The following is a 24528-nucleotide window of genomic DNA, read 5'->3' on the forward strand; positions in this document are numbered from 1 at the left end:
CCGTCGATTTCGTTGTGCTTGGGGCTTCAGGCTGCGCGTTCGGCGCGGCCCATCCACTGGTGGACTTGCTCGACCGTGCCCTCGATCGCGCATTCGTCGCATTGCAGGACCAGCAGATCGCCGGCCTTCAATTGCGACAGCGCGGCTTCCACCGCCTCGCGTCGTTCGCCGCCTTCCACGACGATCTCCGCGACGCGGCCGCCTTGCTGCAGGCCTTGCTTGAGCAGCGCGCGCGCGTGGCTGCCGAAGCGCGCATCGTCATGCCTGACGCTCGTGTCTTCACACAGCAGCACGCGGTCGAACGTCTTGCCGATGACCGCGCCCTGCGCCAGCAGGTCTTCGTCGCGGCGCTTCAGGCCTGCGCCGAACACCAGTGTGCGCCGCTGCGCCGGGAAGTTGTCGAGCGCTGCCGCCAGCGCCTCGAGCGCCGACGTGTTGTGCGCATCGTCCACGACGATCGTGGCGCCGTTGTGCTGGATGAGGGTGAAGCGGCCCGGCACGTCGACCTGGCCCACGTCAAACGTGACGATGCCGGCGCGGATCAGGTCGTTGGAAATGCCCAGCGCCCAGCCCGTCGCCACGGCAGCCAGCACGTTTTCCACCTGGAACGGCACGCGTGCGCCGTATGTCAGCGGAATGGCCGACACGTCGACCAGCGCGGTCTCGGTCGCGCCAGCGGCGAGCACCACCTTGCCGTCACGCACGAACACGGCCCGTTTGCCGGCCGCACGGTGCGCCGCCAGGGCCGGCAGGTCGGCAGACAGCGCGAAGAAGATCACATCGCCGTCGCACAGCCCGGCCATCTCGACCAGGCGCGCGTCGGCTGCATTCAGTACGGCCACGCCGTTCCTGAGCACCACGTCCACCTGCGTCCGCAGCACGCTGTACATGCGGTCTTCGTCTTCGATGTAGAAGTCGCCCAGGTGGTCGGGCTTGCCGAAGTTGGTGACCACGCCGACCTGGCAGCGGTCATACGGCAGACCCTGCGAGAGGATCATGCCGCTATCGTTTTCGAACACCGCGGCTTCGACCGCACGGTTCATCAGGATGCGGTGGCAGGCGTCCCACGCGGCACGGTCGCCGCGGCCACCGGCTTCGACGCGTCGGCGATCCAGGTACAGGCCGTCGCTGCAGCCCAGGCCCGTGTGCTTGCCGGAGAGCTGCAGCAGTTGCGCGACCATCTTCGCCACGACCGTCTTGCCGTTGGTGCCAGTAATGCCCACGACCGGAATGCGACCGTCGTCCTGCACGCCGTCCTCGTCTGAGAACAGGTGATCGACGATGGCGCGGCCCACGGGGCGCGGCGTGCCCTCGGCAGGGCGGATGTGCATCAGCAGCCCGGGCCCGGCGTTGACCTCCACAATGGCGCCGCGCTGCTCGTCGAGTGGGCGGGAGATGTCTTCGGCCACCAGGTCCACGCCCGCGATGTCCAGGCCGACGACGCGCGCGGCAAGCGCGGCATGCGCGGCCACGCTCGGGTGCACGCGGTCGGTCACGTCGAAGGCGACGTTGCCGTTGCGCTGGATGAGCACGCTGCGACCTGCGGGCGGCACGGCGCTGCCATCGGCATAGCCTTGGCGCTTGAGCTCGAGGCGCGCGGCCGAATCGAGCCGCACGAAGTTCAGCGGATGGTCTTCCGTGCTGCCGCGGCGCGGGTCGGAGTTGATCTGCGATTCGATCAGTTCTTCGATGGTCGACTTGCCATCGCCCACCACCGACGCCGTCTCGCCCATCGCCGCCGCGGCCACACGCCCGCCCACCACCAGCAGGCGGTGCTCGTTGCCCGGGATGAAGCGCTCGACGATCACGCCGCTGCCTTCTTCCATGGCTACCGCATAGGCGGTTTCCACTTCTTCGCGCGTGGTCAGGTTGGTGAATACGCCGCGGCCATGGTTGCCGTCATACGGCTTGACGACCACGGGCACGCCGATATCTTCGGCGGCATCCCAGGCGTCTTCGGCGCTGTCGACCATGCGGCCCTCGGGCACAGGCACGCCGCACGATTGCAGCAGGCTCTTGGTGAGATCCTTGTCGCGCGAAATGGACTCGGCAATGGCGCTGGTGCGGTCGGTCTCCGCCGTCCAGATGCGGCGCTGGCGCGCGCCGTAGCCCAGCTGCACGAGGTTGCCGTCCGACAGGCGGATCGACGGGATGTTGCGGTCGTCCGCTGCGTCGACGATGCAGGCGGTGCTCGGGCCGAGGCAGCGCTCGTCGACCATCTCGCGCAGCTGCCCGACCGCCGCATCGACGTCATACGGGCGGTCTTCGATGGCCGCCATGACCAGATCGCGCGCCGCCGCCAGGGCAGCGCGCGTCACCTCTTCGTGCCAGGCGCGCACGATCACCTTGTAGACGCCGCGCACGGGCGTTTCGCGGGCCTTGCCGAAACCGCCGGGCATGCCGGCCAGGTTCTGCAGCTCCAGCGTGACGTGTTCGAGGATGTGACCCGGCCACGTGCCTTCCTTCAGGCGCATCAGGAAGCCGCCGCGCACGCCGGGGCTGCAGCGGTGTTCGATCAGCGTGGGGAGCCACGTCGACAGGCGCTCGTAGAAACCCGGAATCGTGTTGGAGGGGAAATCCTCCAGTTCACCAATGTCGACCCATGCCTCGAGCACCGGCCGATATGTCCACATATTCGGGCCGCGCAGCGACATGACATCGAGAATCTCAATGTCCTTCTTCTTCATCAAATTTGCTTGAGGCAGTGGGCGGTGCGCCCGTGAAATTGGCCCGTGGAATCGAACCGTTACCTTTCAATAACGTTACAACGGCTTCGGCGTTGACCTCTTGAGCGCGGCGCGCGTTGTGCAACGCAACAATCCCGCCCGGGCAGCTCCCCTATGTATACTTGCGAACAAAAATTTGCGGACCGGCAGACGCGCGGCTCCGCACTCTTGCTCTGATTTATGTTCGTCCTTTCTCCGTTTTGGGCCGTTTTTCGGGTCGTCGGGACGCGCTTTTTGAATTCTCTGCGCCGATCATGACCCAGTCCTCCCCGTCGTCCACCCTGGCTCCTGCCTCAGCTTCCGCCCCCTGGAGCGCCGAACTGCTCACGAGTCTGGCGCCAGAAGAGGCCGTCCTGGCCGGGCTGCAGCTGGATCTGGACGAAAGGCTGCATTTTACCCAAGGCTGGCTGGTCGTTACGAACCGCCGCCTGATCGGGCGGGCGCCCGGCGCCCCTGGCCCGCAAAGCTGGGACATCGCGCCCGGCATGGTGCTGTCGCACACCGACCACGCCGGCGTGGGCACGCTGGAGCTGACTGACGGCCAGCGCCGTCTCGCCGCCTGGCGCTATACGCTGGGCCACAATGCCGAAGCCTTGCGCCTGGCCGACACGTTCGATGCCCAGCGCGCAGCGCTGACCGAAGGCGCGCAGGCCGCGCGGCCCGACACCGACGTCTGCCCGACCTGCAAGGCGCCGCTGCCGCCCGGCGAAGACACGTGCCCGCAATGCAGCCGCGAGCTGGAGCAGCCGCCCTCCACCTGGGCGCTGCTGCGGCTGTGGCGCTTCGCGCGCCCCTACCGCTGGGAGTTGCTGGCGGGCTTCGCCCTGCTGCTGCTGGGCACCGGCGCAACGCTCGTCCCGCCGTACCTGACCATGCCGCTGATGGACAACGTGCTGATCCCGTATCAGAACGGCAAGCCGGTCGACTACGGTCTGGTCACGCTCTACCTGTCGGGCCTGTTCGGCGCGGCGCTGGTGGCGTGGGCGCTGGGGTGGGCGCGCACGTACCTGCTGGCGCGCGTGTCGGAGCGCATCAGCGCCGACCTGCGCACGACCACCTACGAGCACCTGCTCAAGCTCTCGCTCGAATACTTCGGCGGCAAGCGCACCGGCGACCTGATGGCGCGCATCGGCTCCGAAAGCGACCGCATCAGCGTATTCCTGTCGCTGCACCTGCTCGACTTCGCCACCGACGTGCTGATGATTGCGATGACGGCGGTGATTCTCGTCTCCATCGACCCGTGGCTGGCGCTCGTCACGCTGGTGCCGCTGCCCTTCATCGCGTGGATGATCCACCTGGTGCGCGATCGCCTGCGCCACGGCTTCGAGAAGATCGACCGCATCTGGTCTGAGATCACCAACGTCCTGGCCGATACGATTCCGGGCATCCGCGTGGTCAAGGCGTTTGCGCAGGAAAAGCGCGAAGTGGCGCGGTTTCGCGAAGCCAACAAGCACAACCTGACGATCAACGACCGCGTCAATGCGGTGTGGTCGCTGTTCACGCCCACGGTCACGCTGCTGACCGAGGTCGGGCTGCTGGTGGTATGGATCTTCGGCATCTACCAGGTCAGCCACAACGCCATCACCGTGGGCGTGCTGGTGGCGTTCCTGACGTATATCAGCCGGTTCTATACGCGGCTCGATTCGATGAGCCGCATCGTGTCGGTCACGCAGAAGGCCGCGGCGGGCGCCAAGCGCATCTTCGACATTCTCGACCACGTGTCCAGCGTGCCGGAGCCGGCCAAACCCGTGCACATCGAGCAGGTGAACGGCGCGATCGAGTTGCGCGACCTGGGCTTCCGCTACGGCAACCGCGCGGTCATCCGCGGCCTGAACCTGTCGATCCGGCCGGGCGAGATGATCGGCCTGGTGGGACACAGCGGGTCGGGCAAGAGCACGCTGGTCAACCTCATCTGCCGGTTCTACGACGTGTCCGAAGGTGCGATCCGCGTGGACGGCGTCGACATCCGCTCGCTGCCCATTTCGGAATTCCGCCGCAACATCGGCCTCGTGCTGCAGGAGCCGTTCCTGTTCTTCGGCACGATTGCCGACAACATCGCCTACGGCAAGCCCGATGCCACGCGCGAGGAGATCATCGCCGCCGCGCGCGCCGCGCATGCGCACGAGTTCATCCTGCGCCTGCCGCACGGCTACGACTCCCTGGTGGGCGAGCGCGGCCAGGCACTGTCGGGCGGGGAGCGCCAGCGCATCTCGATTGCGCGGGCGCTGCTCATCAACCCGCGCATCCTGATCATGGACGAGGCCACGTCTTCGGTGGACACGACCACCGAGAAGGAAATCCAGAAGGCGCTCGACAACCTCGTGCAGGGCCGCACGACGATCGCCATCGCGCACCGGCTGTCGACGCTGCGCAAGGCAGATCGCCTGGTCGTCATGGACCGCGGCCAGATCGTCGAAGTCGGCAGCCACGACGAGTTGCTCGCACGCGAAGGCGCGTACTTCAGGCTCTACCAGGCGCAGGCGCGCAACGTCGATGCCGACACCGACATGACGAGCGACGGCGAGCGCGTGGACGCCGCCGAGCCGGCCTGACCGACGTGCGCGCGCAGCCAACCTCTTCTCCGGACAGTGCGATGCAAACGCCCGATTTCACCCTCAGCCGCAACAGCCTCGGCAAGCTCGTCATGACGCTGGTCGACGGCACCTCGCATGCGGGCGTGGTGCCCGTGCGCGCCTTCCCGATCTCCGCCGCCGGCGAGGGCCTGAGCCTGATGAGCGCCGACGGCAAGGAACTGGCCTGGATCGCCAACCTCGACACCCTGCCCGCCGCCATGCGCGCGCTGATCGAGGCGGAACTCGCCGCGCGCGAATTCATGCCCGAGATCCGCAAGATCGTCGGCGTATCGACCTACGCCACCCCGAGCACGTGGACAGTGCAGACCGATCGCGGCCACACCGATCTCGTGCTGCGCGGCGAAGAAGACATCCGCCGCCTGAGCGGCACCACGCTGTTGATATCTGACAGCCACGGGATCCACTACCTGATCCGCGACCATTTCGCGCTCGACAAGCACAGCCGCAAGATCCTCGACCGCTTCCTCTGAACCGCTGCGCGCGGGCGCCAGTGCGGCCACCACGCTTTTGAGCAACGTTTCGGCCTGCGTGCCGATCGCACGCTCGTTGTAATCGCCCGCGGTGGTAACGACGACCATGTCCAGCGCGGGGATGACCCACAGGCGCTGTCCGCCATTGCCGATGCCGCCGATCCACGCGTGCTCCGTGCCCTTCACGGGCACAGCGCCGAGCCACCACTGGTAGCCGTATCGCAGGTTCGGTGCGATGCCCGTGTCGACGTGCGGGCGTGTGGATTCGGCAATCCAATCGGCCGGAACCACCTGCCGGCCACGCCATTCGCCATGCTGCAGCACGAGCTGGCCGATGCGCGCGAGGTCGCGCGGGCGCAAGCGCAGGCCGGCAAATGCCAGCGCACGGCCGCGGTAGTCGTCCACCCATTCCCAGTCGGTGATGCCCAGCGGCTCGAAGAGCTGCTGGCGCGCGTACTCCGGCAACGGCATGCCCACGCGCTGTGCAAGCAAATGCGCAAGCACCGCGGTATTGCCGCCGTTGTAATTGAACTGCGTGCCGGCCGCGGCCGCCATGGGGCGGTCGAATACATAGCGCACCTGGGAGGTGTGCCAGAACAGCCCGAACTCGTCATTGTTGAACACGCTCGTGGCGCGCCATTCGTTCCACGCCAGGCCGCTCGACATGGACAGCATCTGCCCGAGCGTGATGCCCTCGCGGCCGTCGCGGTTCAGCTTGGGCATGTCGCGAGCCAGTTCGGGAAACAGCGGCAGCGCGGGCGTATCGGGCGGCGGCACCCTGCCCTGCCCCTGCGCGATGCCCCACAACAGGCTCGTCACCGATTTGCTGATCGACCGGATGTCGTGGAGCGTGTTTGCGTCAAAGGTGCGCGTGGTGCGGAACAGATCCTTGACGCGCTCGTCCTTGCCCGTCCGGTACAGTTCGGCAACCAATCGGCCGCCGCGCACGACGAGCAGGCTGTGGAAGTTGACGTCGCCGCCGGCCACTTCGCGCAGTACGGTGCAGAGCCGGTCGGCATCGAAGCCGGCAGCGCCGGGGCTGGCCGCGATCTGCCAGCCGTCGGCCAACGGCGCGGGGGCATCGCATGGCGCTGCGGCGCCGGCCGTGCGCGCAGCGCAAGCCAATGCGAGCAGGAGCACGCCGCGCGCGCAAAGTCCTCTCCGGATCATCGCCACCCCCCCCCATGCGTCAATGTGATCCGAAGTATCCACCACCAGGGGCTCCGCGCCGTCCAGATTGCGACGAGCGGTCGAATTCCGGGTGCATCGGCCCCCGGACCCTCCGCCGTTCGCATGGCGCGGCGGAACCCTGCCGCGCGTTACCATGTCGGACTGTTCCGATTCCAAGTTATGTCATAGGCACCTATGGTCACGCGTCGAACTCTTCTTGCCTCCGCTTCGCTCACCGCCACGCTCGCCGCGCTCGGCATCACGCCCGAAGCCCTGGCGGCCAGCCGCGTCAAACTGGGCGATGCCGCACCATTTTCTTTTGATTCCCTGATCGAGCGCGCCCGCGCAATGGCGGGCCAGCCGTACGCGCCGCCTCCCACCGCACCGGCCGACATCCTGTCGAAGATAGACTACGAGGCGCACGGCAAGATCAAGTTCGACACCGCGCATGCGCTCTTTGCCGACGGCCCCGGCCAGTTTCCGGTGACGTTCTTCCACCTCGGCACGTTTTTCCGCGCGCCGGTGCGCATGCACGTGGTCGAAAAAGGCGCCGCGCGCGAAATCGTCTACGACGAGTCGTACTTCGACATGCCCGCCGACAGCCCTGCGCGCAAACTGCCGCGCGGCAGCGGCTTTGCCGGTTTCCGCTTCCAGGAAAGCCGCCTGGGCGACCAGAAAAAACTCGACTGGAAGAAGAACGACTGGGTCGCCTTCCTGGGCGCGTCGTACTTCCGCGCCATCGGCGAGCTGTATCAGTACGGACTTTCCGCACGCGGCATCGCGATCGACGTGGCGCAGGCCGGCAAGCCGGAGGAGTTTCCCAATTTCACGCACGTGTGGTTCGACACGCCGGCAGACAACCACGCTGATTCCGTGACGATCTACACGCTGCTCGACGGCCCGAGCATCACGGGTGCGTACCGCTTCGTGATGCACCGCACGAAGGGCGTGGTAATGGACATCGATACCGCGCTGTTCCTGCGCAAGGACGTCGAGCGCTTCGGCATCGCACCGGCCACGTCGATGTACTGGTTCTCGGAAACCGCCAAGGGCACCGCCACCGACTGGCGCCCGGAAGTGCACGACTCCGACGGCCTGGCCCTCTGGACCGGCAACGGCGAACGCATCTGGCGCCCGCTGAACGATCCGCCGCGCACGATGGCGTCTGCCTTTGGCGACAACAACCCGCGCGGCTTCGGCCTGCTCCAGCGGGACCGCGACTTCAACAACTACCAGGACGGCGTGCACTACGAGCGCCGCCCGAGCCTGTGGGTGGAACCGCTGGAGGGCTGGGGCGAAGGTGCCGTGCAGCTGGTCGAGATCCCGACCGACGACGAAATCCACGACAACATCGTCGCCATGTGGGTGCCGAAGGCGCCGGCGCGCGCGGGCAACCAGTACCGCTTGCGGTACCGCCTGCACTGGCTGGCCGATGAGCCGTACCCGACGCAACTGGCACGCTGCGTGGCCACGCGCCTGGGCAACGGCGGCCAGCCTGGCCAGCCGCGTCCGCGCGGGGTGCGCAAGTTCATGGTGGAGTTCAAGGGCGGCCCGCTGGAAAAGCTGCCGTTCGGCGTGAAGCCGGAGGCGGTGCTGAGCACCTCGCGCGGCACGTTCTCGTACGTGTTTACCGAAGCAGTGCCGAACGGCGTGCCGGGCCACTGGCGCGCACAGTTCGACCTCACGGTCGACGGCAAGGAGCCCGTGGACATGCGTCTGTTCCTGCGTGTCGACGGCAAGCCGCTGTCCGAGACGTGGTTGTACCAATATCACCCGTTCCAGTCACCGGTGGGGCCGGTGGCGGCGTAGTCGCCGCCACCGCGGTCACCAAACAAGGCGGGACGTTCCCGCCTGGTTTGTTCTTGTTACTGGTAGGACAGCGTCACCACCGCCAGCGCCGGTTCCGCCCCCCGCGCGCGCGACACGGTGAGCGTGCCGTTGTTTGCCGTCAGCAAGGTGGCCTTGAAGCCGCCGTATTCGACCAGGACGTCTGGCTTGTCTCGCGCGTCGCCCACCCGCAAAGGCCTGAGCGACGATGCCGCCCGCGCTTGCACCGACACGTCGACCGGCACCACCCGCACCGCCGCCGAGTGCAAGTCCAGCACCACCCGATCGCCGGACGCAGACGAACGCGCCCGTAGCGCCTCGCCCGCGCCCGTCGCCTGCAGCGCAGGCTGCACGCGGAACCCGGCCTCGACGATGGCCCCCGTGAAGTAGATCACGCCGTCCTGGCTGCCGCCGGCAAGCGCGCTGCCCGCTCCGATGGCCGTCACCGTGGCGACGGCCATTGCCTTGCACTCCCTCAACATAAGACCCCCGATGCCCGACCCTTGGGCGATGTGTGGCGTCTGCCCGTCTTGCAGGCGACTGCCTCAATAGTTTTTGACGATTTTCATCGTCCTCGGGATTCCATCCCAGTGGGGATTGTGGGCATCCCGGATTGCGGGTCGGACGGAGAGCGCGTCTCAGAGTACCGGCCACACGTCCAGCGCCTGCATCAACTGCTTGCCCAGCGGAATGCGCTTGGCCATGTCGCCCTCGCGCGGCATGTCGATGTTCAGCGCAAAGGCATAGACGCGTCCGGCACGCTCGACCCAGCCGACCCACCAGCCGATCTCCGGCTGGTATTCCGTGGCGACGCCGGTCTTGGCGTACAGCGCGGCATCCCCTTGCTGCTCGATCAGCAGCATGCGGTGAACCATGTCCCACGTGCGCGGCTTCACCGGCAACTGCTTGAGCGCCATGCGGCTGGTGAAGCGCGCCTCTTCAAGCGCCGAGATTTCGAGCGGACCGCGCAGCCAGAACTGGTCGATCACGCTGCCAAGCTGGCGATTGCCATAGTCGAACGCATCGACATACGCCTGCATGCGCTCCAAGCCGACGCGGCGCGCCACTTCCTGGTAGATCGGCACGGCCGACAGGCGGATCGCCTCGGGCAGCGCCATGTCGTGCTCCCACTGCTTGTAGGGCTGCGGCTTGCCGCCGTATGGCAGCACTTCATGATCGTCACGCACCGCGCCCGTGTCGAAGGCGATGAGGCTGTTCGGGATCTTGAAAGTTGAGGCCGGATGAATGCGCCGCGCGGCGCGGGCCGGGTCAACGACGTAGGTGCGGTCGGCGCTGATATCCATCAGGACGAAGGTACCGGAGACGCCGGCCTCGTCGAACACGCGCTTGAGATCGTTGCGCACGATGAGTTCGGCGTGGGCGGTGGCGGCGCTCATCGCCATGGCGCACACCGTGGCGGCAAGCACGAGAGGTTTCGACCAACGAGAGAACATGCAATGACTCCTTGAACGTTGTGGGTGGCTGCCGGCAGTCTCGACCGTACCGGCGCTGCGCATCGTAGGGAGTGCACGGCGCGCTGGCCAGCGCGCGACGCACGCGGCACGTCACGCGCGTAACGCCTGTAACGGCGGGCATGGCGCACAATGACACCCCGTTCTGCTTCGCCTGGCCTGTGCATGACGCCGCCCACCTTGCCCTCCCTCCATGTCGAACTGACCACCCCGCAAACCGTCGACGGGCGGCGTGCGCCGTTCCAGAGCCTGTGGCTGCTGGTGCGGCTGGCGTATGCACATCGGCTGTCGCCGGAGCAGCCCGTGGTGCGCCTGGCCGACCTGCGCGGCGCCGTATCGGACGCCAGCACGCAGCGCATGATGATCAGCCGCGCATTCCGCGACTGGCAGAACTGGGGAATCCAGGCCGGCTGGGGCGAACAGCGCGACCGCGAGCCGCGCTTTCTCAACGCCGACAAGCGCAGTCAGGGCCCGTTCTGGCTCACGCCCGAAGATGCGGCCCGCGTGCTGTGCCTCGTCGAAGGGCGGATTGCCGACGATGCCGACATACGCGCATTCCTCGGCATCACGGTACCGGAGGGCGGCGCGGACCACCTCGCAGACGCCCACCCCAGCGTGTTGTCCGGCCCGGCGGCGGGCACGCCCAACCCGGCGTTCTGGCACGCCTTCCTGACGGCGCGCCACGCCATGCGCGAGGGCCGCCTGCTGCATGCGCTCGGTGCCGGTGCAACGGCGTCCGACACCGAGCGCGGCGGCGCCCTGCTCGCGTTGCGCCACGCCAGCGATGCCGCCGACAACGACTTCCAGCGCGCCCTCGTCACCCTCGGCGAGGCAATGGCCGCGCGCCGCCTGGGGGATTCCACCCGTGCCAGCGCCCTGCTCTCGCAGTTGCGCGCGCACCGCCGCCAGCGCCACGTGCTGGGCAACGACTACCTCGCGGCCATGGAGCGCATCGTCACCGCATGGTGCGCGTATGACCGTCGCGACCTCGACCTCGCTGCCGGCCTGTTGGCCCGGCTGGCAGAAGCCGAGCCCGGTCGCAGCTTGCTGCGCTATCACCCGCAGATCCGCTTTGAGTGGAACAACCTGAGCGCCCTGATCGAGCGCGCCCGCCTGCTCTACGCCGAAGCCGGCAGCATTGCCCCGGCCGCGCAAACCCAGGCTGCGCAGCGCATCGTCGCGCAGTTCGAGACCGCGCTGGCCGCCGCGCTCGAGAGCCAGGCGGCAGATGCCGTACAGCAGGTCGCCGCCAACCTCGGCATGACGTGCTGGCTGCTGCGGGACGCGCTAAGCCCCGCCCCCGACGCCGACGGAACGGTCGATGCCGTGCGCTGGCTCGCGATGAGCGAGTGGCAGGCGTTGCGCAACGGCGGGCCGCTGCAATCGGCGTGGAATGCCATCGCGCTGATGCGCATCGCCCGTGCAGACGCGCGTGACGCCCCGCTGACACTCGCCGACCTCCGCACGCAGGCTGGCCCGTTTGCCGAAGCCTTCGACACGCGCTACTGGCCGCCGCGCTGGACCGACGTGGCCGCGCTGCGCCTGCGCGAGCATGACAGCGGCCGGCACCGCTATGGCCATGTGCAAGTCAGCGGGCTGCTGCTGGAACTGGCATGGTTTGCCCATGCCGATGGCGACCACGTTGCCGCCCGCACCGCCATGGATCGCCTGTCGCAAGCGATGCTGGATCTCGCGCCGCACGATCGGGCTTACTTCGTGCAGGCGCTCAAGGGGCTCGCATGCCGAACGTGCACCGGCTCCACATGAAGACGCCTCAGGCCACCAGCGGCATCAGCAGCAGCCGGTCCGCCAGCTCTTGGCGAAAACGATCGAATGCGTGCGGGGCAACGTCGGGCCGGCCCATGTTCTGCAGCCGTATCCCTTCCACCTGCCGGATGCCCATGGTCGCAAACACATAGCGCAGATATGGCATCAGGAAGTCGGTCTGGGCGTGGGCGCCGTCAAAGTTGCCGCCCGATGCCGACACCACGAGCACGGGGCGGTCCGCCAGCATGCCGACCTTCCCTTGCGGCGAGCCGCGGAACGTACGTCCGGGCCGCACCACGAGGTCGATCCACGCCTTGAGCACCGACGGCACGGTGTAGTTGTGCACCGGCGTGGAGATCAGTACCGCATCGGCCGCTTCGAGTTCGGCGATCAGCGTTTCAGACAGGACCAGTTCCGCGCGATGGGCGTCGGTGCGGTTGGCGTCGGGCATGAGGCTGGCCTCGACGAAGCCGGCATCGGGATGCGGCAGCGGCGTCGCAGCCAGGTCGCGCTCGATGATGCGCAGGCCGCTGGCCGCCTCGGCGAGCTGCCCGAGCACGAGTTGCGCGCCGCGCCGGCTGTGCGAGCGTGCTTCGCGCGGGCTCACTGCCACATGCAGCAGCGTCGTCATTGCATGCCTCCGAACTGCGCCTTGACGCCGGTGTTGAATCCGAAGCGCAAGGCACCGGCCAGCAGGCCGTTTCGATAATAGAAGCGGTGCCCGAGCACGTTGGACAGCGGCGTGTCCAGCACGAGCCGCGTGCAGCCCATGCGCGCTGCCTCGGCCTTGAGGTGGTCCATCAGCACGTTGCCGAGGCCGCTGCTGCGCAGGCGGTTGTCGGTCACCAGATCGTCGACATACAGGAATGGCCCGTAGACGAGGTTCTCCTGCAGCCGGTAGCCAGCCAAGGCGACAGGCTCACCGCCGCGCCAGACGGCGATGAGGCGATAGCCGTCTTCCACCTGGCGGCGCCAGCGCGCGACGAGTTCATCGGCGTCAGCCAGGTGCGGCCGCAGCTGGTGCATGACGGCAAAGCAGGCGCGCACCGCCGCTTCGCCTTCAACGGGGCGGATGGCTTCCATGGTCATGCCTCGGCCGGCGCGGGGGCCGGCACCTGCGGCGCAAAGCGCATCGCAATGGCGATGCGGTTCCACGCCTGGATGTTGGCGATGGCCGCCGTGAGGAAGGCGACCTCCATCCGGGAGAAATGCTGGCGCACGGCTTCGTATTCGTGGTCTTCCACGCCATGGTCGGCCGCCCTGGCCAGCGTGGTCAGCGCTTCCGTCCAGGCCAGCGCGGCACGCTCGCGCGGCGTGAAGACCGCTGGCGTATCGCGCCACACGGCCGCCAGGTCCAGCTTGGCCGAAGCCACGCCGAGCTTGCGCGCGAGGTTCAGGTGGAACTGCACGCAGAACGCGCAGCCGTTGATTTGCGAGGCGCGCAGCTTGACGAGCTCCGTCAGCGGTTTCTCCAGACCCGACGCGTCCACCGCCTTGCCCAGCGCCTGCAATGCCGGCGCCACGCCGACGGCGGTGTCGACAAACTCGGCGTAATTCATGCGGGGAGAGAGATCTTCCATGCCTGACTCCTGGTTGAGGGTTGATTGGAGCGTTGGTGGTAATATCAGTGCTCGAACATCTTATTCGAACTCTGACATCATGGGCAAGCGCACCACCTCCGCCAACGTGGGCAACGACACCTCTTCCCCCGCCATCCCCCCGCTTGGCCAGGGCAAGCGCGGCGAGCAAGGCTATCTTGGCTATCTGCTGCGGCAGGCCAGCGCGGCACATCGCCTGCGCATGGAGCGCGCCATGGCTGACGTCGGCGTGACGCTCCCGCAATTCCTGGTGCTGACGATGATCCGCGCGTACCCCGGCATCTCCAACGCCGACCTCGCCCGCCTGGCGCTGCTCACGCCGCAGACGGTGAGCGTGATCGTCGCCAACCTGGAACGCAGCGGCGCCATCGCGCGGCGGCCGCACGCGGTACACGGCCGCATCCAGCACATCGACGTCACACCGGAAGGCCTCGCGCTGCTGGACGCGTGCCGCAAGCGCTCAGGCGGCATCGAACGGGAACTGCTGGCGGGCTTTTCACCCGAAGAAGAACAGGTCGTACGGCGCTGGCTCGTGCATGTGGCCATGCTGGGCGGCGACAACGACTAGGCGGGCTCCGTTTTTTTTTCTGTCATCGCCCTTGACTTCTGCAGGGCGGCCACTATCATCCGATGTATCTTACGATATATCTGATGATGTACTGCAGGAGAGCGACGATGCACGGATGGTTCGGACGCCACCACAAGCTGTGGCTGGAAAAGCATTTCATGATGGGTCGCCACGGTCATGGCCGCGGCGGTTTCGGGCGTGGCATGGGCGGCTTCGGCGGCCCCGGCGGCTATGGTGAAGGCGATGATGAGGGCGGCAGTCCCTGGCGTGGCCGCCGATTGAGTTCGGCCGACCTGCAGCTCGTGCTGCTGGCGCTGCTCAAGGACGCGCCGCGCCATGGCTACGAACTGATCAAGGCCGTCGAAGAGCATTCGCTCGGTTTCTATACGCCGAGCCCCGGCATGGTCTACCCGGCGCTGTCGTACCTGGAAGACCACGGCTTTGCGTCGGTCACCGCCGAGGGTAACAAGAAGCGCTACGGCATCACGCCCGAAGGAGAGGCGTGGCTGGCCGAGCGGCAGCACAGTGCCGACGCCATCCTGGCGCAGTTGCGCGCCATGGGCGAACGCGTCAAGCGCATGAACGAGGCCATGGCCTTCGACCGCGAAACCGACAATGCGGCCGAATGGGCCGACGCGGGCCACGACCCGCTGCGCACCGCGCGCTGGCGCCTGAAGTTTGCGCTCATGGAAAAACGCTTCGCCTCGCGCGAAGAACAGCAGCGCGTGGCCGACATCCTGCTACGCGCCCTCAAGGAAATCACCGGAGAGCGCTAAGCCGCCCTTCCTTTTCCGCAGCCATCTATGTTTGCCTTCTATCGCACACAAGGTCTCATGTCGCAGCTGCTCAGTTCCACTCCGCCCGCCACGCGCCGCATGCGCGTTCGCGCCATCCACACGCTGTCGCCACGCATGCGGCGCGTCGTCTTTACCGGCACACACCCCACCGAGCTTGCAGATCTCGCCAATGCCCCGCCGGGCGCGGCGATCAAGCTGATGTTTCCGCAGGGCACAGCCGGCGCGACGCGCACGCTCGGGCGCGCCTACACCGTGCGCCACTATCACGCCGAGCGCGGTGAACTCGACATCGATTTCGTGGTGCATGACGAGACACCGGTCGCACGGCACGGCCCCGCCGCGCGCTGGCTCGAGCGCGCGGCACCCGGCGACGAAGTCGAGTTTGCCGGCCCCAAACGCGGGTTCGTTGCCGACCCGAGCGCGCCGTGGACATTGCTGATCGGCGACGAAACCGCCCTGCCGGCCATCTTCGCCATCCTGGAGCACCTGCCCGAACCGGCGCAGGTGCAGACCTACATCGCCATCGGCGACGCCCGCGCACGGTTGCCACTGGACGGCCCCTTCGCGGCACACCCGCGCAGCCGCAACATCCATTGGGTGGAAAGCGACACCGCGCATGCGGGCGCCATGATGGTCGGCGCACTGACGGCGCAGCCCATGCCTGCCGGCACGCCGCAGGTGTTCCTGGCCGGCGAATCGTCGTTGCTCAAACAGGTGCGCACGCTGCTGGAAGGCGCGTGGGCCGTGCCGCGCGAGGTCATCGACGCCAAGGGATACTGGACGGCGGGCCTGTCGCGCGAAGAACGCAAGGCGCAGGAAGCACGCTGACGCGTACCGGCCGCGCCTTCAGGTCGCGGCTTTTGCGCCCGGGTTTGGCGCCACGCCGATGACCCACTCGCGCAGCAGCCGCTGACCGTGCAGCAGCGCCGCGTCCATCGCCTCGCGCGGCGAACCGAACGTGCAGCCCGGGCGCACGGGCTGCGAACCTGTCAGCGACTGGCCCTCCGCGCTGCGAAACACCACGTCGATACGTGCCTCCCAGCCGCGCACACCGGCCGGCGTCACGCGCGGGACGATCTCGACGTCCCCGGAAATCTTGTTCACCTCGTTCCTCCATTCCCCGCGCCTTGACGGGCGCATCGCGGTTTTTTCATAGCAACGGCCGTGCCCGTTTCAGGTGAGTGCGCATGTACTTGATCCAGGTCAAACTGCGTCGCCGCCGCCACCTTTAGGGCAGCGGCAGTGTGCCGTTGCAAGGGAGGACATCCCATTTTTCCCTCCCATTGCTCCGCGCCCCGAAGCGCCGCATCCCATGCGCAAGAACCTGCCCGTCACCCAGGCCGAAACCGCCCTCACCCCAACGGACTACCTGATCTCCCGGACCGACCTCAAAGGCCGCATCGTCTTCGCCAACCCGGCGTTCGTGCGTGTCAGCGGCTTTGCACACGAAGAGCTGATCGGCGCGCCGCACAACCTCGTGCGCCACCCTGACATGCCCGAAGCCGCCTTTGCCGATCTGTGGGCCACGCTGCAAGCCGGCAAGCCGTGGCGCGGTCTCGTCAAGAACCGACGCAAGGACGGCGGCTTCTACTGGGTGCTTGCCAACGTGACGCCGGTGTTCCAGAACGGCGCGATTGTCGGCTACACGTCGGTGCGCTCCATGGCCACGCCTGCGCAGGTGGCCCGTGCCGAACGCGCCTACGCGGCCATCAACGCGGGCGACCGGTCGTACACCGTGCGTGCAGGGCACATCCAGCGCACGGGCTGGCGGCGTGCGCTGAACCTGTTCCAGCGCGACAGCCTGCGCTTCAAGGTGATCGGGCTGCAAACCCTGATCGCCATTGCGATCCTGATCGGTACGCTGTGGGCGCACATCGCGCTGGAAGCGGCCGACCTGCACGGCACGCCGTGGCTTGTGCTGAGCCGCGACTGGCTGTGGCTGACCGGCGTGGGTTGCGCGGGGTTGGCGACGCTGTCCGGCATGCTGCTGGCCCGCACGCTGATCGGCCCACTTGAAGAAGCGGCCACGCTGGCCACACGCCTGGCGGCCGGCGATCTCACCTCGGCGGTGGACGTGCGCGCCACGGGCGAACTTGGCGAAGTGATGCGCGCCATGGGCACGATGCGCGCAAGCCTGTCGTCCATCGTGCGCGACATCCAGGATGGCGCCGCCAACGTTGCGCACAGCACGCTGCAGATCTCGGCCGGCAACCATGACCTGTCGTCGCGCACCGAGCAGCAGGCGGCGGCACTCGAGCAGACCGCGTCGAGCATGGATGAGCTCACCTCGATGGTGGCCGCCAATGCCGACCACGCCCGCGAGGCCACCGCGCTGGCCGAGCAGGCCTCCACGGTCGCGGCCGACGGCGGCCAGCTCGTGCAGCGCGTGGTGCAGACCATGGACGCCATCCGCGCCGACAGCCAGCGCGTGACCGAGATCATCGCCACCATCGAGAGCATCGCGTTCCAGACCAACATCCTGGCGCTCAATGCCGCCGTGGAAGCCGCACGCGCCGGCGAGGAAGGCCGCGGCTTTGCCGTGGTGGCCGGCGAGGTGCGCAGCCTTGCCCAGCGCAGCGCCCAGGCCGCGGCGCAGAGCAAGGAGATCATTCGCGCGTCCGACCAGTCCGTGCGCGATGGTGTGGAGCTGGTGCACCAGGCCGGCGCCACGATGACGCAGATCGTGCAGTCGGTGCAGACCGTCACGCAGCTCATGTCGGAAATCTCGGCCAGTTCGCGCGAGCAGAGCAGCGGTATCGCGCAGATCAACGCGGCAGTCTCGCAGCTCGACGGGGTGACGCAGCAGAACGCCACGCTGGTGGAAGAGGCGGCGGCGGCAGCCTCCATGCTGGCGCGCCAGTCCGAAGCGCTGAAGCATGCCGTGGCAGTGTTCCGCGCATGACGCCGTGGCGGCGGCGCCTACAGGGCGAATCGCGTATCGCGCTCGAGCAGCGCCGTCACCGCATCGGGCAGCAGCGGCTCGCTGAAGTAATAGCCCTGCAGCACGTCGCACTGGTGTGAGGCCAGGAAGGCCGACTGCGCCGGGTCCTCCACGCCTTCGGCGCACACCTTCACGCCGAGGTTGTGCGCCAGCACCACCACCGTCGTGCAGATGGCCGCATCGTTGGAGTCGCGATCGATGTCCTTGACAAAGGCGCGGTCGATCTTGATGAGGTCGATCGGCAGGCGCTTGAGGTAGGCCAGGCTCGAATACCCGGTCCCGAAATCGTCGATGGCGATGCGCACGCCCAGTTGCCGGATCGCGGTGAGGTCTTCGATCGTACGCTCGGTGCCCTCCATCAGCATCGACTCGGTCACCTCCAGCTCCAGGAAACCGGAGCTCAGGCCATACTCGCGCTGCAGCCTGAGCAGCGTCGGCAGCACGGTGCCCCGCTTGAACTGCAGCGGCGACACGTTCACGGCCACGGTCAGCCCGTCGGCCAGGCCGCGTGAGTGCCATTCCGCGCGCTGGCGCGCCGCCTCGCTCAGCACCCAGTTGCCGATCTCGACAATCAGGCCGCTCTCTTCGGCCACCGGAATGAACGCGGCCGGCGGCAGCAGCCCGCGCGTCGGGTGGACCCAGCGGATCAGTGCTTCAAGACCGCATACGCGACCGGTCCGGCTATCGACTTGCGGCTGATACAGCAGCCGGAACTGGCCGTGCTCCAGTGCGGCCCGGATCTGGTGCTCGAGGTTCAGGCGGTACGACACGCCAATGTCCATCTCGGGCGCGAAGAACTCCAGCCGGTTGCGACCGTTCTGCTTGGCCGCGTACATCGCCATTTCTGCGTGGCGGATCAGCGTGTCGGCATCGGGGCCGTGGGCAGGATATTCCGCCACCCCGATACTGGCGGTGACGAACACCTCGTGGCCTTCCGCCCGGATGGGTTCGGCAAACAGGTCGAAGCCGAAATCCACGCCGCGCGAACCGGCATGCGAAATCACCAGCGCAAAGACATCGCCGCCAAAGCGCGCGACGGTGTCCACCGAATCGGCGGCGTCGCGCAGGCGCTCGGCCACGCGGCGCAGGACTTCGTCGCCCAGCAGGTGGCCCAGGCTGTCATTGACAACCTTGAAGCGATCGATGTTGACGAGCGCCACGTAGAACCGGCTGCGCTGGCGCGCCGCCATCTCGACCGCCTGCTGCACGCGGTCGGCCAGCAACGTGCGGTTGGGCAGGCCGGTGAGCGGATCGATCGTGGCGTGCTGCGCAAGGCGCGCGCGCGTCATCTCCTGCTCGGTCACGTCGTCCTGAATGCCGACGTAGTGCGTCACCACACCCTGCGTATCACGCACGGGCGAGAGCAGGAAATTGTTCAGGAACGCGTGCCCGTCCTTGCGGAAGTTGCGCAGCAGCACGCGGATCTCACTGGCGTCGCGCAACGCCGCGCGGACTTCATTGAGCGCCGGCTGCCCTGGCTCGGACGAATGCAGGAAGCGGCAATTGCGGCCGAGCACCTCTTCAGCGCGATAGCCGGTCATCCGCTCGAAGCCCGGGTTCACATAGACGACGGGAAGGTCCGGCTGCTGGGCATCGGCCACGGTGATGCCGGACGGCACCGATTCGACCACACGGCGCAGCAGACGCAGCTGCTCGTCTGATTCGCGTCGCTCGGTGATGTCCTGCATGGTGCCGAACAGCGCGACGACTTCGCCCTGCTCGTTGCGCTCGATGTTGCCTCGCGAGAGCACCCAGCGGCGCTCGCCATCGCGGCGGATCATCTCCAGTTCCAGCGAGTACGGCTGGCCTTCGGTAACGGCGCGGCTCGCGGCCTCGCGCAGGCGGTGGTAGCTGTCTGCGGTGAAAAACTGCGCCTGCTGCGCAAAGGTCGGGGGTGCGCCAGGCGGGGTTCCCGTCAGCACGTACATGCCTGAAGACCACGTGGTGGAGTCGCGCAGCACGTCCCAGCGCCAGCTGCCGAGCTGGGCGATCTGCTCGGCCACGCGCAGGTTCGCCTCGCTTGCGCGCAGCTCCTGCTCGATGGCGGAGCGCTGCGAGATGTCCGTCACGCCGCCCACCATGCGCAGGGCGCGGCCATCTTCTGCGCGATACAGGCTCGCCCGAATTTCCACCGTGCGCGTGGTGCGATTGGCGTCGATCACTCGGCAGACCTGGTGCCAGCTGTCGCGATCGGAATTCAGTGCCGCGCGCAGTGCAGCGCCAAACGCCTCGACATCGTCCGGATGCACGAACTGCTGGAACGTCAGCGTGCGCGAAACGCCGTCCCCCTCGCTGGGCCCGAGCAGCGCATCGCTGCCGAGCAGGCGGTGCAGGCTGGCATTGGCCCACGACTCTCCGGTGGCGATATCCCAGTCGAAGATCCAGTCGTTGGTGGCGCGCGCCACACGCTGGAAGCGCTCGGTCAGGCGGTGAACGGTGGCGTCGTGGCGCGCGATAGCGGCGCGCATCTCGTTGAAGGTGCGCTCGAGCAGCGAGAGTTCATCGCGCGCATCGCCATGCTCGGTGACCCGCGCCGAGAAGTCGCCGCGCGTGTAATGGCGCGCCGCGTCGACGAGCGCATCGATGCGGGGCATCACGAGCCGGCGCATCGCGCCCTGGATCAGCGCAAGCAGCAGCGCCACCATCAGCAGGATCGCGCCGCCGCCGGCCAGCGTGATGTTGCGCTGCTGGCGGACGATATCGCTGGCATCCAACCCGCGCACGACGTGCAGGCGGCCGGCGGCTGCGTGCGGCGGCACCGCCATGGCGGCATAGGCGCGCGGCACACCGTCGGCGTCGTTGGTCAGCAGGGGCCGGCCGGCTGGACCAGGCATGACGGACAGCGCCTCGCGCACAACCGGCGGCATGCCCGCGCGCGCGGGTTCGCCCAGGTGCGAGAGCACGTTGCCGGCTGCATCGACGAGGTAGACCGGTGCGCCCGGCTCGCCGTCCACGGCGGCGGCCATCAGTGCACGCTGGTGCACCGCCGCGTAGGCCACGCCACGTACCTTGCCGTCGCTTCCGACCAGCGCACGGGCGGTGACCAGAACGGGCTGGTGCGATACATGCCCCGTCACAAACGGCGACAGCGCCGGCTTGCCGCTGGCCAGCACGTCTCGCACGTACTGGCGGTCGGACACATCGAGACCAAGCCTGGACGCATCGGGCGCGCAAACGACCTTGCCGTTCGCATCGACGATGCCCAGTCCGGCGAGCGTGTCCTGATTGCGGAAGACGCGGCTGACGAAGCGGCTGCATTCCGTGGCTTCCATGCGCAGCGCCGAATCGTCGGCCACCAGCACGGAAAGCAGCGCGTCGGCATTGGACAGCACCATGCCTACACGCGCGGCGGCGGCTTCGGTCTCGTGGGTCAGGCGCTGGGCGAGATGGTCATTGAGCCGGTCACGGTAGAGCGCCACGCCGGCCGTCGCCACGATGATGGCCGGCAATGCGGCCACCGCGGCCAGAGCGAGCAAGCGGCCGCGCAGCGTGGTGGGAAAAAAAGCGTGCTTCGGCACTTGAATGACCGGTAGAGCCTGATATGGAGAGAGTGTGCACCCTGCATTGGCACGATGCGCGGCTCAACGACCGTTCGAGCGCACGATGCCGATGCGGCATCGTGCCGAAAAACGGTTGACGCAGTGCGGAGGCATTTTGCTTGCAATTCCTATCGCACGCAACTTGTGGATAGCCAGCACACAACTGTGCCCCAGCGCCGCAAGGCGGGGCCAAACAAGCCCCGTGCCCGTACCGCCGGCAGCCAGGCCCTGTACTGGGCGGCGGCGGCATCAGGCGGCTGGCCGCAGAATCGTTAAAACCGTGCGGCGACCGATGGGTCAACGTGCGCGTCGATGGCCCACCGGATCTTGAACACGATGCGCTCGGCGGTCGATGCGGCGCCTGCGACAGCCTCGCTGGCGGCCGTGCTGACGGGCGGCTGCCGAGCAGCGTCCGACACGGAAACCGGGAACGAGTTACCCTTTCCCCCGATCTCCGGCACAGTCTGCCGCGTTTTTCCCCTGCCTTCGGAGGCTCCTTTGCTCCGCGCGTTCGAACACCTGCTCGACCCCTTCCCGCCCGATGAGCCGCCGCTGCCGCCCAAGGGCCTGGCCGCCTTCCTGTGGGCCTGCACCCGCGGCACGCGCCGCTACATCGCGGCACTGGCGTTGCTCAGTGCCGGCGTGTCGGTCTATGAGGCGTGGCTGTTTTCGTTTCTTGGGCAGGTGGTCGACCTGCTGTCGGCATGGCAGGCCGGGCACGAAGCCGCCGCGCAGGCGCAGCGCGTGCTGTGGGGCATCGGCATCGTGCTGGTGGTCAGCGTCGGCCTGGTGGCGCTGCGCACGATGGTGCAGCACCAGGTGCTGGCCATCAATCTTCCGCTGCGGCTGCGGTGGGATTTCCACCGCCTCATGCTCCGCCAGAGCCTGTCGTTCTTTTCGGACGAGTTTGCCGGGCGGGTGACCACCAAGGTCATGCAGACGGCGCTGGCCGTGCGCGAGGTGCTGTTCACCTTCATCGAGATCGTGCTCGCCATCGGCGTGTACTTCATCACCATCATTGCGCTGGCGGGCGGTTTCGATCTGCGCCTGATGCTGCCGTTCATCGCCTGGGTGGTGCTGTTCGGGCTGGCCATGCGCTACTTCGTGCCGCGTCTTGGCAAGGTCGGGCAGGAGCAGGCCCATGCGCGCTCGTCCATGACCGGGCGCGTGACCGACGCCTACACCAACATCACCACCGTCAAGCTGTTCTCGCACACGCGCCGCGAAGCCCATTTCGCCCGCGCGGCCATGGAGGATTTCAAGGACACCGGTTTTCGCCAGATGCGGCTGGTGAGCCAGTTCGAGATCGTCAACCAGACGCTGGTGGTGGCGCTGATCGCGGCGGCGGGCGGTTATGCGCTGTGGCTCTGGCGGGCGGGCGAAGTCGGCACCGGCGCGGTGGCGGCCGTGACGGCCATGGCCCTGCGGGTCAACGGCATGTCGCACTGGATCATGTGGCAAATGGCTTCGTTGTTCGAGAACATCGGTACTGTGCAGGACGGCATGGCCACACTCACGCGCGTGGCAAAGGTGCAGGACGCACCCGGCGCGCCCGCGCTCCATGTCACGCGCGGCGAGGTGGAATTCGACAACGTCAGCTTCAACTACAACGGCGAACGCCAGGTGATCGACGGCCTGAGCCTGAAGGTGCGCCCCGGCGAGAAGATCGGCCTGGTCGGCCGCTCGGGCGCCGGCAAATCGACGCTGATCAACCTGCTGCTGCGCTTCTACGATGTCGACAGCGGCCACATCCGCATCGACGGCCAGGACATCGCCCAGGTGACGCAGGACAGCCTGCGCAGCGCGATCGGCATGGTCACGCAGGACACATCGCTGCTGCATCGGTCCATCCGCGACAACATCGCCTACGGCCGGCCGGACGCCACCGACGCGGAGATCCGCAACGCCGCCATCCACGCGCAGGCCGAGGAGTTCATCCGCCAGCTCAGCGACCCGCACGGCCGGACGGGTTACGACACTCTGGTCGGCGAGCGCGGTGTGAAGCTCTCGGGCGGCCAGCGCCAACGCATCGCCATCGCGCGCGTCATGCTGAAGAACGCGCCGATCCTGCTGCTCGACGAAGCCACCAGCGCGCTGGATTCGGAAGTCGAGGCCGCCATCCAGGAAAGCCTGGACGCGATGATGGAGGGCAAGACGGTGATCGCCATCGCGCACCGGCTGTCGACCATCGCTGCCATGGACAGGCTGATCGTCATGGACCAGGGGCGCATCATCGAAGAGGGCACGCACGCTGCCCTGCTGGCCCGGAACGGCACCTACGCGCGGCTCTGGCGCCACCAGAGCGGCGGCTTCCTCGGCGAGGAGCAGGATGAGATGTCCGACGCCATCCAGTAGCGCACGGCCAATATGACGGCGGCGAGCCGGGCCAAGCGGCAGCGGCCATGAAAAAAGCCACCGGATAGCGGTATCCGGTGGCCTCAAGAATACGCTTTGAACGGGGAAGTTCAGCGCGTTTGAAGCATAGGCAATGGCCCTCACCCGCGCCAATACCTAGGATTGGGTAATTTGGAAAAAACCCTGCCTGCGCAGCGGGTTTGCGCCACACATCGGTCCGTGTGTGTGCCTTCGGCGCAACGCCGCCACCCCACGTGGATATCCACCCCGGCGACCGGGTGCCGCAGTCCCGCCACAGTCCGGTTGCGATATAATGAAAACGATTCGCATTTACGTGGCTCTCGCAGCTGCCTTCCAGTTATCACGTTAACGATACGCACGATGCGGCTTTCCGAGCTCTCCCGCCGGGCGACGGCGGTGGTGGATCACGTTGAAGACCGTGAGCCCGCCGATCCCATCAGCCAACGCCTGCGCGAACTCGGCTTCGTGACGGGCGAACCGGTGCGCGTGGTGGCCGTGGGACCGTTCGGCGGCGACCCGCTGGTCGTGCAGGTCGGCTTCACGCGTTTTGCGCTGCGCCGCCAGGAGGCCGATCGCGTGCGCCTGCGCACCGAGGCCGCCGCGCAGCCCGCCACCCCATCGATCACCGCCGCCGAGACGGCGCCGCCCGCCAAGGTGCGCGAGGCGGCCTGAGCCGCCCACGA

Annotated in this window: 19 protein-coding genes and 1 pseudogene; 10 read left to right on the forward strand and 10 right to left on the reverse strand. The window is 67.6% G+C overall.

Annotated features, from left to right (window positions below; genetic code table 11):
- Window positions 1-26: 26 nt before the first annotated feature.
- Window positions 27-2687 (reverse strand): cyanophycin synthetase, encoded by a 2661-nt coding sequence (cphA, locus tag KHN96_RS01870; protein ID WP_045219481.1) that lies wholly within the window; start codon window positions 2685-2687, stop codon window positions 27-29.
- 293 nt (window positions 2688-2980) lie between these two features.
- On the opposite strand from cphA, the gene KHN96_RS01875 reads away from it, so the two are divergent.
- Window positions 2981-5278 (forward strand): cyanophycin metabolism-associated ABC transporter, encoded by a 2298-nt coding sequence (locus tag KHN96_RS01875; protein ID WP_062738769.1) that lies wholly within the window; start codon window positions 2981-2983, stop codon window positions 5276-5278.
- 41 nt (window positions 5279-5319) lie between these two features.
- Entirely contained in the window at window positions 5320-5790 is a 471-nt protein-coding gene (locus KHN96_RS01880) for a cyanophycin metabolism-associated DUF1854 family protein (RefSeq protein WP_045219477.1), read from the forward strand.
- A 105-nt stretch (window positions 5791-5895) separates the two neighbouring features.
- On the opposite strand, the pseudogene KHN96_RS01885 reads toward KHN96_RS01880, so the two are convergent.
- Window positions 5896-7116 (reverse strand): annotated as a pseudogene (locus KHN96_RS01885) (serine hydrolase domain-containing protein); the annotation flags it as partial.
- Window positions 7117-7155: 39 nt separating this feature from the next.
- Between KHN96_RS01885 and KHN96_RS01890 the strand changes: the two are divergent.
- Complete coding sequence (locus KHN96_RS01890; protein WP_062738768.1) at window positions 7156-8769, forward strand: OpgD/OpgG family glucan biosynthesis protein; 1614 nt, start codon at window positions 7156-7158, stop codon at window positions 8767-8769.
- A 56-nt stretch (window positions 8770-8825) separates the two neighbouring features.
- Here the strand turns inward: KHN96_RS01890 and KHN96_RS01895 are convergent, their stop codons facing one another.
- Together KHN96_RS01895 and KHN96_RS01900 are read right to left on the reverse strand one after the other, a co-directional pair.
- On the reverse strand, window positions 8826-9248 hold the full coding sequence (locus tag KHN96_RS01895; protein ID WP_238587573.1) for a hypothetical protein: 423 nt from the start codon (window positions 9246-9248) through the stop codon (window positions 8826-8828).
- Window positions 9249-9425: 177 nt separating this feature from the next.
- A complete protein-coding gene (locus tag KHN96_RS01900) occupies window positions 9426-10241 on the reverse strand; it encodes an OXA-60 family carbapenem-hydrolyzing class D beta-lactamase OXA-444 (RefSeq protein WP_045219469.1) in 816 nt (271 codons plus the stop codon).
- Between the two features lie 183 nt (window positions 10242-10424).
- Here KHN96_RS01900 and KHN96_RS01905 point away from each other — a divergent pair, with 183 nt between their 5' ends.
- Window positions 10425-12026, forward strand: a complete 1602-nt coding sequence (locus KHN96_RS01905) for a hypothetical protein (RefSeq protein WP_062738766.1) — start codon at window positions 10425-10427, stop codon at window positions 12024-12026.
- Window positions 12027-12033: 7 nt separating this feature from the next.
- Here the strand turns inward: KHN96_RS01905 and KHN96_RS01910 are convergent, their stop codons facing one another.
- From KHN96_RS01910 to KHN96_RS01920, 3 genes are read right to left on the reverse strand one after another with little or no spacing between them, the layout of a single operon-like run.
- Window positions 12034-12657, reverse strand: coding sequence for an FMN-dependent NADH-azoreductase (locus KHN96_RS01910; protein WP_062738765.1), 624 nt, complete (start codon window positions 12655-12657; stop codon window positions 12034-12036).
- A complete protein-coding gene (locus KHN96_RS01915; RefSeq protein ID WP_045219461.1) occupies window positions 12654-13115 on the reverse strand; it encodes a GNAT family N-acetyltransferase in 462 nt (153 codons plus the stop codon). Before KHN96_RS01915 ends, KHN96_RS01910 begins: the two co-directional genes overlap by 4 nt.
- Window positions 13112-13606: a carboxymuconolactone decarboxylase family protein gene (locus tag KHN96_RS01920; protein ID WP_062738764.1), complete on the reverse strand. Its 495-nt coding sequence runs from the start codon at window positions 13604-13606 to the stop codon at window positions 13112-13114. The genes KHN96_RS01915 and KHN96_RS01920 overlap by 4 nt, the downstream gene beginning before the upstream one ends.
- A 79-nt stretch (window positions 13607-13685) precedes the next feature.
- Between KHN96_RS01920 and KHN96_RS01925 the strand changes: the two genes are divergently transcribed.
- The 3 genes from KHN96_RS01925 (at window position 13686) to KHN96_RS01935 (ending at window position 15817) form a co-directional block, all read left to right on the forward strand.
- Window positions 13686-14192, forward strand: coding sequence for a MarR family winged helix-turn-helix transcriptional regulator (locus tag KHN96_RS01925; RefSeq protein ID WP_045219457.1), 507 nt, complete (start codon window positions 13686-13688; stop codon window positions 14190-14192).
- Window positions 14193-14299: 107 nt separating this feature from the next.
- Window positions 14300-14968: a PadR family transcriptional regulator gene (locus KHN96_RS01930; RefSeq protein ID WP_045219455.1), complete on the forward strand. Its 669-nt coding sequence runs from the start codon at window positions 14300-14302 to the stop codon at window positions 14966-14968.
- Between the two features lie 27 nt (window positions 14969-14995).
- Window positions 14996-15817, forward strand: a complete 822-nt coding sequence (locus KHN96_RS01935; RefSeq protein WP_045219453.1) for a siderophore-interacting protein — start codon at window positions 14996-14998, stop codon at window positions 15815-15817.
- 18 nt (window positions 15818-15835) lie between these two features.
- On the opposite strand, the gene KHN96_RS01940 is transcribed toward KHN96_RS01935, so the two are convergent.
- On the reverse strand, window positions 15836-16093 hold the full coding sequence (locus KHN96_RS01940) for a hypothetical protein (protein WP_045219451.1): 258 nt from the start codon (window positions 16091-16093) through the stop codon (window positions 15836-15838).
- Between the two features lie 208 nt (window positions 16094-16301).
- On the opposite strand from KHN96_RS01940, the gene KHN96_RS01945 reads away from it, so the two are divergent.
- Window positions 16302-17891: a methyl-accepting chemotaxis protein gene (locus KHN96_RS01945; protein ID WP_045219449.1), complete on the forward strand. Its 1590-nt coding sequence runs from the start codon at window positions 16302-16304 to the stop codon at window positions 17889-17891.
- Window positions 17892-17908: 17 nt separating this feature from the next.
- Here KHN96_RS01945 and KHN96_RS01950 read toward each other — a convergent pair whose 3' ends face one another.
- Both KHN96_RS01950 and KHN96_RS01955 read right to left on the reverse strand, forming a co-directional pair.
- Window positions 17909-21448 (reverse strand): EAL domain-containing protein, encoded by a 3540-nt coding sequence (locus KHN96_RS01950; RefSeq protein WP_115044476.1) that lies wholly within the window; start codon window positions 21446-21448, stop codon window positions 17909-17911.
- A gap of 293 nt (window positions 21449-21741) precedes the next feature.
- Window positions 21742-21888: a hypothetical protein gene (locus KHN96_RS01955; protein WP_157774024.1), complete on the reverse strand. Its 147-nt coding sequence runs from the start codon at window positions 21886-21888 to the stop codon at window positions 21742-21744.
- A gap of 79 nt (window positions 21889-21967) precedes the next feature.
- Between KHN96_RS01955 and KHN96_RS01960 the strand changes: the two genes are divergently transcribed.
- A complete protein-coding gene (locus KHN96_RS01960) occupies window positions 21968-23824 on the forward strand; it encodes an ABC transporter ATP-binding protein (RefSeq protein ID WP_062738762.1) in 1857 nt (618 codons plus the stop codon).
- 381 nt (window positions 23825-24205) lie between these two features.
- The gene (locus tag KHN96_RS01965; protein WP_045219442.1) at window positions 24206-24517 is read left to right on the forward strand and encodes a FeoA family protein; all 312 of its coding nucleotides are present in this window, start codon (window positions 24206-24208) and stop codon (window positions 24515-24517) included.
- Window positions 24518-24528: the final 11 nt, after the last annotated feature.

The sequence above is a fragment of the Ralstonia mannitolilytica genome, assembly GCF_905397375.1.
Classification (GTDB): Bacteria; Pseudomonadota; Gammaproteobacteria; order Burkholderiales; family Burkholderiaceae; genus Ralstonia; species Ralstonia mannitolilytica.